We start from the raw sequence: 13955 nt of genomic DNA on the forward strand, positions 1-13955 counted from the left end.
GTCACAGAGGAGGCGGTCGGTGACCTTGGGTGACGTCGGACCTCCACCGTAACCTCCGGCACCGACAATCGGAACCAAACGGTCGCGGCGTCACCCGTTTTGCGGAACGGCTACTTCATCCTCAAGGTCTTGAGCAGCTTCAGCGAACGCAGCATCAGCGAGCCCCAACGCTCCTCGGACATCCCGAACCAGGGAGCGATCGGCAGCAGTCGCTGACGAGCCGCCGTCTGCGCCTCGGTGAACCGCAGGATCCCCTCAGCACCGTGCCGCCGCCCGACCCCGGACTGCCCCATGCCGCCCATCGGCGAGTCGACCGAACCCCAGGCCGCCGCGTACGCCTCGTTGACGTTCACGGTGCCGGCATGCAGCTTGCGCGCGATCTCCCGGGCACGCTTGTGGTCACGGGTCCACATAGAGGCGTTCAGACCGTAGGGCGTGTTGTTGGCGTCCGCTATTGCCTCGCCCTCGTTCTTAAAGGAGTACACGGACACCACAGGTCCGAACGTCTCCTCCCCATAGACACGCATGGTGTCCTTAACGTCCCCCAGCACGGTCGGCTCATAGAAGAGCGGCCCTATCTCCGCGCGGCGCCGGCCACCGGACAGGACCTTTGCGCCCTTAGCCTTGGCGTCCTCCACATGCAGCGTCACGTTTTCCAGCTGCTTGGTGTTGGTCAGCGAACCCATGTCCGCGGTGTAGTCGAGCCCGGAGCCCAGGCGCATCGCACGGACTTCCGTAAGGAAGCGCGACAGGAACTCGTCGTACTTGGTGTAGTGAACGTATATACGCTCTATAGAGATACAGAGCTGCCCCGCAGAGGAGAAGCAGCCGCGCAGCGCACCGGACACCGACTTCTCTATATCCGCATCGTCGAGCACGAGCATGGCGTTCTTGCCGCCGAGTTCGAGCGAGCAGCCGATCAGCCGGGACGCCGCAGCCTGCGCGACAGTACGCCCCGTAGTAGTGGAACCGGTGAACGCTACATAGTCCGCGTTCTCCACGACCGCGGGCCCGACCACCGGACCGTCGCCGACGACCACCTGCCACAGGTCCTCCGGCAGCCCGGCCTGGACGGCGAGTTCGCGCAACCGCAGCCCAGTGAGCGCAGTCTGGGTATCCGGCTTGTGCACCACTGCGTTGCCCGCGATAAGCGCCGGTATGACGTCGGAGACCGCGAGCGCCAGCGGGTAGTTCCACGGCGTGATGATGCCGACGACGCCCTTGGGGATGCGGTTCTCCGTGACCTTCGTCAGGACCGGCAGTACGCCGCGGCGGCGCTTGCTCCGTATATAGCTGCGGGAGGCGTACGCATAGTGGCGGGTCGCGGCGGCGGCCGACAGGACCTCGTCCAGAGCGTGCTTGCGCGCCTTGCCGGTCTCTATCTGGACCATGTCCAGGAGCTGATCGGAGCGTTCCAGGAGCAGATCGTGCAGTCGGCGGGCGACCTTGGTCCGGTGCGCCAGGTGGGTCTGACCCCACGCCTGCTGGGCGACGCGGGCCTTGGCGAAGGCGGCGCGGACGTCCTGCGGGGCGCTGGCGGGGAAGTCGGCGATGAGTTCGCCGGTGAGCGGGCTGTAGGACTGCGTCCGGCCGCCCACCGCCCCGTGGATGGCCACCTTGCCGACAAGCCGCTCGACCAGATCGGCGGAGAGCCGGGAGTGGATGCTGTCGAGGCGGGTGGCCTGCTGGGGTCCGGCCCCGCCCGAAACGTCCTGCGCGTCCTCGGATATGCCGTTGCCCGGGTCGATGGTGTCGGCGGTCATGGCGATGAGCTTCCCAGAAAAACCCACCGGTGTCAGCCATGGATAACAACGTGTGAAGACGAGCGTCGGGCCCCTTCCGTTGTCCCAGGCACTACGGAAGGGGCCCGACGCTCGGGGGGCCGGACCCTCAGCTGACGCTGAGAGCCACGTTCTTGACGCCGTCGATCACCTGGCGCGAGGCCAGGGGGGCGGCGAGCTTCACGGTCGCCTCACCGTTGCGCATGTTGTCCGGGCACATCATCCCGACCCGGTAGTGCGAAACGGTCTTCAGCTCGACCACGACCTTGGAGGCGTCCTGACTCATCACCACGAGCTGCGGCTGGTCGTTGCACCCGCCCCAGTTCACCTCCGTGGCCAGGGTGACACCGTCCTTCTCCAGGACGACGCCTTGCGGTGAGACGTACTTCACCGTTCCGGGGTCCGAAGGGTTGGAGGGGTTGGAGGCGCCGCCGGAGCTCGGGGCAGAACTGCTCGGGCTCGCGGGGGACGAAGGGGTAGACGACGAGGCGGTGTTGCCGCCCGCGCCGGCATTCGATGCGCTGGAGCCTCCCGAGCTGCGGGAGGCGCACCCGGCCAGCGCCGTCAACACGACGGCGGTGGTCGCCACGGTCTTCACCAGGGGCTTCATTGTGCTCCATCTCCTAGCCGACACTGTCACTGGCAGTTGGACGCAGCGACTCGCACGCCGGTTCCCCACTTTTTCGCGGATCTTCTGGAGCCCTCAGCGGGACAGCTCTTCGTACCCCACACCGGTAGCCGCGACGGACTGGTCCCACAAGGCGGCGGCCACGGACTCGTCCTGCGCTACCAAGCTCATGACGGCTCGCGCGGGCGCGCCGCGCATCTCGCCTGGGCCGCGCGGTCCGATGTACTCGCCCCCGAAGAGGTCTACATGAGTCGCCGCATATAGAGACGGCCACGCACCTGCGGCAGAGCTCTGGCCGGTCGCTCTGGTGACGAACTGGGACAGTCCGGAGACGACCCGGTTGTGCCGGCTGAAGGAGGTCTTGGTGAACAAGCCGGTGGCCGTATAGCCGGGGTGCGCAGCGACACTCGCTAATGCGACCCGCGCACGCTTCGCCTTACGGTCCAGCTCTCGGGCGAACAAGAGGTTGGCGAGCTTGGAGCGCCCATAGGAGGAGACACGGTGCCGGTGCCAGTCGGCTTCGCTATAGGACTCCTTGGTGTTGGCCTCGGCCGGTTCGAAGTCCCAGACCGGCCGGGCGCGGCGGTGCGTGAGGCTGGAGACGGTGACCACCCGGGCGGACTCTGCGGCCAGCAGAAGGGGTAACACCCGGCCGGTGAGTGCGAAGTGCCCGAGGTGGTTGGTGCCGAACTGGAGCTCGAAGCCGTCGTCGGTGGTCAGGCCGTCCGGCACCATCACCCCGGCGTTGTTGATCAGGATGTCCACGGCCGCCGTGCGGTCGGCCAGGTCGGCGGCGGCGTCCTCGATCGAGTCCAGGCTCGCCAGGTCGACTGTGACGATCTCGACGAGTCCGCGCGCGGAGGGGATCACCCCGGTGATCCGCTCCCGCGCGAACTCTCCTTTGTCCGGATCACGAACGGCGAGCAGGGTCCGGGCTCCGTGACGCGCGAGTTCCAACGCTGTTCGGAACCCGATCCCGCTGCTGGCCCCCGTGACCATGGCAACTCGCCCCGTCAGATCCGGCATTTCCTCCGGAGTCCAATGCGGCATAGCGCCATCCTGGCGTGATCAGCCGCGCCTGTCACTACCTGTCACTAGGCCGGGAGGGCCGCTTCGATGGCTTCGACCACCTCGGAGGCCTCCGGTTCGGTGCGCGGACGGAAGCGCTTGAGGACGGTTCCGTCGGCGCCGATCAAGAACTTTTCAAAGTTCCACTGGATGTCGCCGTTGTTGCCCTCGGCGTCGGTCGTCCTGGTGAGCTCGGTGTAAAGGGGGTGGCGGTCGTCCCCGTTCACCTCGATCTTCTCCATCAGGGGGAAGGTCACTCCGTAAGTCGCTGAGCAGAACTCCTGGATCTCCTCAGCGCTGCCCGGCTCCTGACCCATGAACTGGTTGCAGGGGACGCCGAGTACCGTGAAACCGCGGTCGGCGTAGCGCTCGTGAAGGCGCTCCAGGCCCTCGTACTGAGGCGTGAGGCCACAGCGGGAGGCGACGTTGACGAGGAGGATGGCCTTGCCCTGGTAGTCCTTGAGCGAGGCCGGCTTACCGTCGAGGGTGTTGATCGGGATGTCGTAGAGGCTCATGTCGGTATCAAAGCACGCGAGCTTGAACGGATTCCCGGGTGGCTCAACCACCCGGGCTCCATGTGGGACTCCATCAGGGACTACATCACCGGGACGATGTCCGGCGCGCCGAGCCGGGCCGCGTCCGCGGTGGCGTCGTCCGGCTGCTCCTGGGATTCCCGTTCGGCGGCCACTCGCGCCACGTAATGCTCCACCTCGCGCTTGATCTGCTCCTCGGTCCAGCCCAGGACCGGAGCAATAAGGCGCGCCGTGGGTTCGGCGGCGCCGACTCCGCGGTCGAAGGTCTCGATGGAGACCCGGAGGCGCCGGGCCAGGACGTCGTCCAAGTGCAGCGCGCCCTCAGCCTGAGCCGCATAGACGACTTCCGCCTTGAGGTAGTCCTCCGCGCCGGGCAGCGGCTCGGCGAGTTCCGGCTGCGCCGAGGTGAGGTCCAAGACTTCGTCGACCAGGGTCCCGTAGCGGCGCAGGAGGTGTTCCACGCGCGCAACGTGTAGTCCGCTACGTGTAGCGATCCGAGTGCGGTTGTTCCACAGCGCCTGGTACCCATCGGCACCGAGCAGCGGGACGTTCTCCGTCGGGGACTCCGGTACGCCTCCGCCGAGCCCGTGGACGGCCGCGTCGACGGCGTCCTTCGCCATCACCCGGTACGTCGTGTACTTGCCGCCGGCGACGACCACGAGGCCGGGTACGACGTGCGCGACGATGTGCTCCCGCGACAGCTGCGACGTCTCGTCCGACTCGCCGGCGAGCAGCGGCCGGAGTCCCGCGTACACGCCCTCTACGTCAGCCCGCGACAGGGGCACGTTAAGGACGGAGTTGACGTGATCCAGCAGGTACTGGATGTCGGTCTTGGAGGCCGCCGGGTGCGCCTTGTCGAGGGTCCAGTCGGTGTCGGTCGTGCCGATGATCCAGTGGCGGCCCCACGGGATGATGAAGAGGACGGACTTCTCCGTGCGGAGGATGATTCCGCTGGAGGACTGGATGCGGTCCTTGGGGACCACAAGGTGGATCCCCTTAGAGGCGCGCACATGGAAGCGTCCGCGCTCCCCCACCAAAGCCTGTGTGTCGTCGGTCCACACGCCGGTGGCGTTCACTACCTGCTTGGCGCGGATCTCCTGGGTGCTGCCGGTCTCCAGGTCGGTGACAATAACGCCGGTGACCCGCTCCCCCTCGCGGAGGAAGCCCGTGACACGTGCCCTGGACGCAACGTGCGCGCCGTAGCTCGCCGCGGTACGCGCAAGGAATGTCACGTAGCGCGCGTCGTCTACCTGCGCGTCGTAGTACTGGATGGCACCCACTAGCGAGGAGCGCTTCAGCGCGGGCGCAATACGTAGCGCACCGCGCCGCGTCAGCTGGCGATGCAGGGGCAGACCTCTGCCGTGGCCGGACGACGTAGCCATCCCGTCGTACAGAGCCACCCCGGAACCCGCGTATACGCGCTCCCAGGCACGGCCGGTCAGCGGATACAGGAACGGCACCGGACGCACCAGGTGCGGGGCCAGCCGCTCCAGCAGCAAGCCGCGTTCCTTCAACGCCTCGCGGACCAGGCCGAAATCAAGCATCTCCAGATAGCGAAGGCCGCCGTGGATGAGTTTGGAGGAGCGGGAGGACGTACCCGACGCCCAGTCCCGCGCCTCCAACAAACCCACGCTCAGACCCCGGGTCGCGGCGTCCAACGCCGTCCCGGTTCCCACGACGCCACCGCCCACGACCACGACGTCGAGCTCGCGCTCGGCCATGGCGGACAGCGCCGCCTCCCGTTGCTTCGGTCCCAGCTGCACACTACGCACACCACAAGCCTGCCCTAAGTGGGGCCACTGCACGCGGGCACGGGAGGCACATCACCCGTGAAGCCGATCACAAGCGCTGCGATCAAGCTCCTCTACAGCGATTACAGCGATTCTTGGCGCTCCCCGGCGTTCCCCTCCGCACTCCCCCACAGGGCGGAACGCTCAGGTCGCGATGGTGACCTCGACGCGCTGGAAGCCCTTGAGCTCGGTGTAGCCGCAAGTCCCCATCGCTCGACGCAGGGCGCCGGAGAGGTTCATGGTGCCGTCAGGCGAGGAGGACGGCCCGTTGAGGATCTCCTCCAGCGTCCCGACAGTGCCGACCGCGGTGCGGTGCCCGCGCGGGACCGAGGCGTGGTGCGCCTCCGCGCCCCAGTGGAAGCCCCGGCCCGGCGCCTCGGCGGCGCGGGCCAGCGGGGAGCCGATCATCACCGCGTCGGCGCCACAGGCGATCGCCTTGGTGATGTCGCCGGAGACGCCCATGGCGCCGTCCGCGATGACGTGCACATAGCGGCCGCCGGACTCGTCCAGGTAGTCACGGCGCGCGGCGGCGACGTCGGAGACCGCGGAGGCCATCGGCACCTCGATGCCGAGGACGTCGCGGGTGGTCTGCGTCGAGCCGCCGCCGAAGCCGACCAGGATGCCCGCGGCGCCGGCACGCATAAGGTGCAGGGCCGCCTGGTACGTCGCGCAGCCACCGACCACGACCGGGATGTCGAGCTCGTAGATGAACTGCTTCAGGTTCAGCGGCTCGGCGCCGGCCGACACGTGCTCGGCGGACACTGTGGTGCCGCGGATAACCAACATGTCGAGGCCCGCTGCGACGGCCACTGACTGGAACTCCGCAGTGAGTTGCGGAGACAGTGCACCGGCCACGGTGACGCCGGCGGCACGGATCTCCTTGACGCGCGCGGCGATCAGCTCGGGCTGTACCGGGGCGCTGTAGATCTCCTGCAGACGCTTGGTGAAGTCGTCTGCGGGGAGGTCCGCGATCTCCTGCAGAAGCAGCTCAGGGTTCTCGTAGCGGGTCCACAGACCCTCCAGGTTGAGAACGCCGAGGCCGCCGAGCTTGCCGATCCGGATCGCGGTGGCCGGGGAGACCACGCTGTCCATCGGCGCGGCCATGAACGGCGTGTCGAACCGGTAGGCGTCGATCTGCCAGGCGATGGAGACTTCTTCGGGGTCCCGGGTGCGGCGCGACGGGACGACCGCCACGTCGTCGAACCCGTAGGCACGGCGGCCACGCTTGGCCCGGCCGATCTCGACCTCGGTCACCTGGACTACCTCGACTCTCTGCAGACGTACTTACGGCCCGACGCTACAGCGTCGGGCCGTCGGGTGCTCTATCGGTGCTCTATATGGTCAGCGATGGTCAGCGCTTTATATGGTCAGCGCTTGGAGTAGTTCGGCGCCTCGACCGTCATCTGGATGTCGTGCGGGTGGCTCTCGCGCAGGCCGGCGGCGGTGATCCGGACCAGCTGCGCGTCCTGCAGCTGCGGGACAGTGTGCGCGCCGCAATAGAGCATCGACTGGCGCAGGCCGCCGATCAGCTGCTGCACGACGGAGGCCAGCGGGCCGCGGTAGGGAACCTGGCCTTCGATGCCCTCGGCGATCAGCTTCTCGTCTGACTCGACGTCGCCCTGGAAGTAGCGGTCCTTGGAGTAGGACTTGTTCTCGCCGCGGGACTGCATGGCGCCCAGCGAGCCCATGCCGCGGTAGGACTTGAACTGCTTGCCGTTGATGAACAGCAGCTCGCCGGGCGACTCCTCGCAGCCGGCCAGCAGCGAGCCGAGCATCACCGAGTCGGCGCCGGCGGCGATCGCCTTGCCGATGTCGCCGGAGTACTGCAGGCCGCCGTCGGCGATCACCGGGACGCCGTGCTCGCGGGCTGTCTGGGCGACCTCGTAGACCGCCGTCACCTGCGGCATGCCGACCCCGGCCACTACGCGCGTAGTACAGATGGAGCCCGGGCCCACGCCGACCTTGATCGCGTCGGCGCCGGCGTCGATCAGCGCCCGGCCGCCGGCCGAGGTGACCACGTTGCCGGCGATCACGTCCATGTGCGGGGCCTCGGCCTTGACCTTGGCGATCATGTCCAGCTCGACCTTGGAGTGGCCGTGCGCGCTGTCGATGACCAGGAAGTCCACGCCGGCCCGGATCAGGGCCTGGGCCCGCTCGAAGGAGTCGCCGAGGAAGCCGATCGCCGCGCCGACCCGCAGCCGGCCGTTCTCGTCCTTGGTGGCCAGCGGGTACTTCTCGCTCTTGTCGAAGTCCTTGACGGTGATCAGGCCGGACAGCTTGCCGTCCGGGTTGACCAGGGGCAGCTTCTCGATCTTGTGCTGCGCCAGGAGCTTCATCGCGTCCTCGCCGCTTATCCCGGCAGGGCCGGTCACCAGCGGCATCGGGGTCATGACGTCGTCCACCCGGCGCGACTTGTCCACCTCGAAGCGCAGGTCGCGGTTCGTGATGATGCCCAGCAGGGTGCCGTCGGCTGCGGTCACCGGCAGGCCGGAGATGCGGTACTTGGCACACAGCCCGTCCACCTGGGCCAAGGTGGCGTCCGGCGCGACGGTCACCGGCTGGGTGACCATGCCCGACTCCGAGCGCTTGACCAGGTCCACCTGCGCGGCCTGGGCCTCGATCGACAGGTTGCGGTGCAGGACGCCGACCCCGCCCTGGCGGGCCATGGCGATCGCCATGCGGGCCTCGGTGACGGTGTCCATGGCCGCCGAGATCAGCGGCACGTTCAGGGTGATGTTGCGCGACAGCCGGGTCCCGGTGTTCAGCTCGGTGGGCACCACTTCGGAGTAGGCCGGCACCAGCAGGACGTCATCGTAGGTCAGGCCGAGAGTCGCGAACTTGGCGGGCAGGCCGGCGTCAGACATGTCACCATCCGAATGTCAAGGGGGACCGATAAGCAATCTTCCCCCAGGAATCCGGCCCGACCAAACCGATCAACGGATGATCGCCTCCAGCGTGCTCGGAATCACACCCGCACAGCGCGCCGTAGGCCCCGCCGGGACCGCGGACGTGCGGCCCGGCCGGTCCGCCCTCAGCGGACCAGGCCCCAGCGGAACCCGAGCGCGACGGCGTGCGCCCGGTCGGAGGCGCCGAGCTTCTTGAACAGCCTGCGCGCATGGGTCTTCACCGTGTCTTCCGAGAGGAACAGGTCCCGGCCGATCTCGGCGTTGGAGCGGCCGTGGCTCATGCCCTCCAGCACCTGGATCTCGCGGGCGGTCAGGGTCGGGACGGCGCCGATCTCGGCCGGGCGCAGCCGGCGCGGGGCCAGCCGCCAGGTCGGGTCGGCCAGCGCCTGGCTGACGGTGGCGCGCAGCTCGGCCCGGGAGGCGTCCTTGTGCAGGTAGCCGCGGGCACCGGTGGCCACCGCGAGCGCCACGCCGTCCAGGTCCTCGGCCATGGTGAGCATGATCACCCGGGCGTTGGGGTCGTTGGACAGCAGCCGCCGCACGGTCTCCACGCCGCCGAGGCCCGGCATCCGCACGTCCATCAGGACCAGGTCGGAGCGGTCGGCCGTCCACCGGCGCAGCACTTCCTCGCCACTGTTGGCGGTGGTGACCTTGTCGACACCGGGCACGGTCGCCACGGCGCGTCGCAGCGTCTCCCGGGCCAGCGGGGAGTCGTCGCAGACTAGGATGGACGTCATTGGTCAAGCCTCCACATTCGTGAGGTTGTGACACCTATTGAGCTTATGGCGGACAGGTCCCCGTAGTCGATGGTTCGCGCCGCTTCGCCACCCACCCATATGCGGACCGCTGCGCGTGGCGCCTCGGACAGAGGCGGTCGGGCGGCGGGCGGGAACGCGGGCCATCGTCACTCCGAGATGCAAAACGAGCTTCACCCGAAAGCGTTACGCGCTCCGCGATGTTTTTTTCAGACGGCGCTGGGGCGGGATCAGCCCCCGCTCAGCGGCCTTCGCCTGGCGTGGGATCGGGGTCCAGGGGCGATCTTCGGGGCGGTCGGCGTAGTCCTCGCCGGCCTCGTCCCGGTTGTCGCCGGGGTCTTTTGAATCCCTCGAGTCCCTTGAGCCCCGTCCGCCGCGTCCGCCCCGGCCTCCTCCGCCACCACTCTCGGGGGGCAGGCCGGCGTCCAAGGCCCGCACCCACCCGTCGTGGTCCCAGCCGTCATCTTCGGGGAGCCCGATCAACCTGCCGCGCCTCTCGTTCCAGCCGGCGGTCCACCGCCGTGCTGTTGATCACGTTCCGTAGTCGATTGCGGCAACTCAGTGACAATCGAGCACGGTTCGGGGCATGATCGGTATGACCGCTCGCCGGATCAGGTATTGGACAACTGACACCTGGTTCACCACGAGGTAGGGCCGCCGCCGCGGCGCCGATGCATTTCCCGACTCACTCTCAACGGGATCATGCACCCGCCGCGGCTGCGGCCAACACGATGCAGCCGAAGACCACTCCATCTAGCGACTCACCGTCGGTCGTCCGACAACAGACGACTGACCTGCGGATTCGCGATTTTGCTGGTCGGCGGAAGGAAGGGTTCACCATGGCCGACGTGTCCCGTCTCCCGGGCCCGAACGCGGACTTCTGGGACTGGCAGTTGCGCGGCTCATGCCGCGGGACCGACAGCGACTTGTTCTTCCACCCGGAGGGCGAGCGCGGTCAGGCGCGAACCTCGCGGGAGGAGGCCGCGAAGGAGGTCTGCCTGCACTGCCCGGTATGCAAGCCATGCCGCGAGCACGCGCTGCGCGTACACGAGCCCTATGGCGTGTGGGGCGGCATGACCGAGGAAGAGCGCGACGAGCACTACGCGCGGGAGAAGTCGGCCGCGCGGGCCGCGAAGCTCGCGGCGCTGGCCACGGCGAAGAACACCAAGCCGGTGCGCAAGCCGACGACGAAGGTCCCGGTAAAGCTGCAGTCGAAGCCTTCGGGTGCGCCGGCTACCGCGCCTAGCAATGGGATGACGATGACGCGGCCAGCCAACACGGTTTCGGCCGGGGTGCGGGCTAAGGCGAAGACTAAGCCGTAGTCGCTGTCCCTACAGACGCCCGGTAGACGCCCGCTTCAGGGTTCGCGATCTGCGTCCCATGGTTCACGGGGCCGGCCCGGCTTCCCCAGCCTTTAAGGCGAGCGGCAGAAGGGCGGCTCTATACGGAGTTCCGTATAGAGCCGCCCTTCGCTGTACAGAGCTGCCCTCAGGGTTCGCTATAGAGGCTATAGAGCTAGCGGGCCCTTAGTGGCTGTGGCCCCTTGGTCACTGCGACCGGCTGCGGCTATGGCTGTTCCTGTGGCCGTTGCTGTAGCCGTAGCTGTGGTCCTTAGTGGCTGTGGCCGTGGCCGCCGTGCGAGTGGCCGTGGCCCTCGTCTTCCTTCGGCTCCGGCTTCTCGACGACCAGGGTCTCGGTCGTGAGCAGCATCGAGGCGATGGAGGCGGCGTTGGCCAGCGCGGAACGGGTGACCTTGACCGGGTCGATGACGCCGGCCGCAACCAGGTCGACGTACTCGCCGGTGGCCGCGTTCAGGCCGGAGCCGACGGGCAGGTTCGAGACCTTGTCGGTCACGACATAGCCCTCGAGGCCGGCGTTCTCGGCGATCCAGCGCAGCGGCTCGACCGCGGCGCGGCGGACGACGCGCACGCCGGTAGCCTCGTCGCCGGTCAGGCCCAGGTCGCCGTCCAGCACCGAGACGGCATGGACCAGAGCGGAGCCACCACCGGCGACGATGCCCTCCTCGACTGCGGCACGGGTCGCGGAGATGGCGTCCTCCAGACGGTGCTTCTTCTCCTTCAGCTCGACCTCGGTGGCCGCGCCGACGCGGATGACGCACACGCCGCCGGCCAGCTTGGCCAGCCGCTCCTGCAGCTTCTCGCGGTCCCAGTCGGAGTCGGTGGTCTCGATCGCGGCCTTGATCTGCTTCACGCGGTCGGACACGGCCGCACCGTCGCCGGCGCCGTCCACGACGGTGGTGTCGTCCTTGGTGACGGTCACGCGGCGCGCGGTGCCCAGCACCTCGACGCCGACCTGGTCCAGCTTCAGACCGACCTCGGGCGCCACGACCTGCGCACCGGTCAGGATCGCCAGGTCCTCCAGGATCGCCTTACGCCGGTCGCCGAAGGCCGGGGCCTTGATCGCGACCGAGGTGAAGGTGCCGCGGATCTTGTTCACGACCAGGGTGGACAGCGCCTCGCCGTCGACGTCCTCGGCGATGATCAGCAGCGGCTTGCGGGACTGCGCGACCTTCTCCAGCAGCGGCAGCAGCTCGTTCAGCGAGCTGATCTTGCCCTGGTTGATCAGGATGTAGGGGTCCTCCAGGACCGCCTCCATGCGCTCCTGGTCGGTCACCATGTAGGGCGACAGGTAACCCTTGTCGAACTGCATGCCCTCGGTGAACTCGAGCTCCAGGCCCATGGTGTTGGACTCTTCGACGGTGATCACACCGTCCTTGCCCACCTTGTCCATGGCCTCGGCGATCAGGTCGCCGATCGCCTTGTCCTGCGCCGAGATCGCACCGACCTGGGCGATGGACTCCTTGCTCTCCACCTGCTTGGCGGTGGACAGCAGCTGGTCGGACACGGCCACCACGGCCTTGTCGATGCCGCGCTTGAGCGCGATCGGCTGCGCGCCGGCCGCGACGTTGCGCAGACCCTCGCGCACCATCGCCTGGGCCAGCACGGTCGCGGTGGTGGTACCGTCACCGGCGACGTCGTTGGTCTTGGTGGCGACTTCCTTCGCCAGCTGCGCGCCGAGGTTCTCGTACGGGTCCTCGAGCTCCACCTCACGGGCGATCGTCACGCCGTCGTTGGTGATGGTCGGGGCACCGAACTTCTTGTCGATGACCACGTTACGGCCCTTCGGGCCGATGGTGACCTTGACCGCGTCGGCGAGCGCGTTGACGCCGCGCTCAAGCTTGCGGCGGGCGTCCTCGTCGAATTCGAGCATCTTCGCCATGAGCGAGTACGTTCCTTGTCTTTAAGAAGAAGAAAAATCCGCCCCGGCGGCATGGCCGGGTCCCCGGCCGCCCGGGGCGGATGGCAGCTGTGAGGGCCGCGCGACGAGTTACTTGTTGACGATCGCGAGCAGGTCGCGCGCCGACAGAACGAGGTAGTCCTCGTTGTTGTACTTGACCTCGGTGCCGCCGTACTTGCTGTAGAGGACGATGTCGCCCTCCTTGACGTCGAGCTCGACGCGCTTGCCGTCCTCCCAGCGGCCCGGGCCCACGGCCAGGACGACGCCCTCCTGCGGCTTCTCCTTGGCGGTGTCCGGGATGACGAGGCCGGAGGCGGTGGTCTGCTCGGCGTCGAGCGGCTTGACGACGACGCGGTCCTCGAGCGGCTTGATGGCAACGGTAGCCACGATGTGTGACCTTTCGTTCGCGTGACGGATGGCTACGCGGAACTGGTTGCGGAACCTGTCGTCGCGGGTGCCAGGGTCCGGCCGGATCGCGCTGGCACTCTCGGTGCGAGGGTGCCAAAGCGAGAGTAGGCGGGCCTTTAGCACTCGGTCAAGTGGAGTGCCAGGGCGGCCGCCCGGGGCCGAACTCCGCCACGGCACACCGGTGTGCCGGGCGGCGCAAGCGCCCCCGTTCGCCACCCGCGGGGAGAGCGGGCGGTGGGGTTGCCCTCCCGGGGTCGGCGCGCCGACCCCGGGACTGCTCGGTGGTGGGGGAGCTCCCCCGCCCTAGACACTGACCAGTGTCCGGGGCTTCTCTCCCCTTCCACCGAGCAGACAGGCGACCTGGCGACCGCCCGAGGGCACGACCTCCGATGCGCCCGCCGCGCGGTGAGCTCTGTCCGCGGCGACGGGTGTTCGGCTGTCGGTCCCCGGCGGCTATGTTCCGTGACGCCGCCGGGTACACGTCCATACTTCGCTATTGCCGCGAATCGGACATCCGATGTTGTGCGTATCAGTGGCTACGCAGAATCGACGAGGCCGAATGGATGATGCTGATGTTGGCGTCGTTGGGGCGGCTGCGGGTGGGCTGGACGCGGGCGGCTGTGTGCGCGGCGCCGCCGTGTTCAGCAGCGGGCCAGGCGGCAAACGGGTTCGCTGACCTGGCGGCGGGCGGCGGGGCTGGCGCGCGCGTTACGCCGAGGCAGGGTGTCGCAGGGTGGGAACACGGTCGCGTTCGGGGGCGGATCCGCGGGTTGGCACGTGGGGCTTGGTGGTGGGTGCGCCGGCGTCGTTCGGGTGATGGGGATGCGG

Annotated in this window: 10 protein-coding genes and 1 pseudogene; 1 reads left to right on the forward strand and 10 read right to left on the reverse strand. The window is 68.3% G+C overall.

All coding sequences use genetic code 11. The features are described from left to right. Positions 1 to 110: 110 nt before the first annotated feature. The 8 genes from KGQ19_RS00915 to KGQ19_RS00950 form a co-directional block, all read right to left on the reverse strand. Positions 111 to 1763 (reverse strand): succinic semialdehyde dehydrogenase, encoded by a 1653-nt coding sequence (locus KGQ19_RS00915; protein ID WP_212007080.1) that lies wholly within the window; start codon positions 1761 to 1763, stop codon positions 111 to 113. Positions 1764 to 1890: 127 nt separating this feature from the next. Continuing rightward, positions 1891 to 2391 carry a hypothetical protein gene (locus tag KGQ19_RS00920; RefSeq protein ID WP_212007081.1) on the reverse strand — a complete coding sequence of 167 codons (501 nt, stop codon included), beginning with the start codon at positions 2389 to 2391 and terminating at the stop codon, positions 1891 to 1893. 93 nt (positions 2392 to 2484) lie between these two features. Further along, entirely contained in the window at positions 2485 to 3459 is a 975-nt protein-coding gene (locus KGQ19_RS00925) for an oxidoreductase (RefSeq protein WP_212007082.1), read from the reverse strand. Between the two features lie 44 nt (positions 3460 to 3503). Beyond that, positions 3504 to 3992 (reverse strand): glutathione peroxidase, encoded by a 489-nt coding sequence (locus KGQ19_RS00930; protein WP_212007083.1) that lies wholly within the window; start codon positions 3990 to 3992, stop codon positions 3504 to 3506. An 80-nt stretch (positions 3993 to 4072) separates the two neighbouring features. Further along, complete coding sequence (locus tag KGQ19_RS00935; protein WP_212007084.1) at positions 4073 to 5782, reverse strand: glycerol-3-phosphate dehydrogenase/oxidase; 1710 nt, start codon at positions 5780 to 5782, stop codon at positions 4073 to 4075. Between the two features lie 162 nt (positions 5783 to 5944). Continuing rightward, entirely contained in the window at positions 5945 to 7054 is a 1110-nt protein-coding gene (locus KGQ19_RS00940) for a GuaB3 family IMP dehydrogenase-related protein (RefSeq protein WP_212007085.1), read from the reverse strand. A gap of 113 nt (positions 7055 to 7167) precedes the next feature. After that, positions 7168 to 8664: an IMP dehydrogenase gene (gene guaB / locus KGQ19_RS00945; RefSeq protein WP_212007086.1), complete on the reverse strand. Its 1497-nt coding sequence runs from the start codon at positions 8662 to 8664 to the stop codon at positions 7168 to 7170. Between the two features lie 167 nt (positions 8665 to 8831). Beyond that, entirely contained in the window at positions 8832 to 9443 is a 612-nt protein-coding gene (locus KGQ19_RS00950; RefSeq protein ID WP_012785233.1) for a response regulator transcription factor, read from the reverse strand. A gap of 857 nt (positions 9444 to 10300) precedes the next feature. Between KGQ19_RS00950 and KGQ19_RS52520 the strand changes: the two are divergent. Beyond that, positions 10301 to 10562, forward strand: a pseudogene (locus KGQ19_RS52520) (WhiB family transcriptional regulator); the annotation flags it as partial. A 510-nt stretch (positions 10563 to 11072) separates the two neighbouring features. On the opposite strand, the gene groL reads toward KGQ19_RS52520, so the two are convergent. Together groL and groES are read right to left on the reverse strand one after the other, a co-directional pair. Continuing rightward, positions 11073 to 12701, reverse strand: coding sequence for a chaperonin GroEL (groL, locus tag KGQ19_RS00960; RefSeq protein ID WP_212007088.1), 1629 nt, complete (start codon positions 12699 to 12701; stop codon positions 11073 to 11075). A 108-nt stretch (positions 12702 to 12809) separates the two neighbouring features. Beyond that, the gene (gene groES / locus KGQ19_RS00965; protein ID WP_212007089.1) at positions 12810 to 13106 is read right to left on the reverse strand and encodes a co-chaperone GroES; all 297 of its coding nucleotides are present in this window, start codon (positions 13104 to 13106) and stop codon (positions 12810 to 12812) included. Positions 13107 to 13955 lie beyond the last annotated feature (849 nt).

This window comes from Catenulispora pinistramenti (assembly GCF_018274385.1).
Taxonomy (GTDB): Bacteria; Actinomycetota; Actinomycetes; order Streptomycetales; family Catenulisporaceae; genus Catenulispora; species Catenulispora pinistramenti.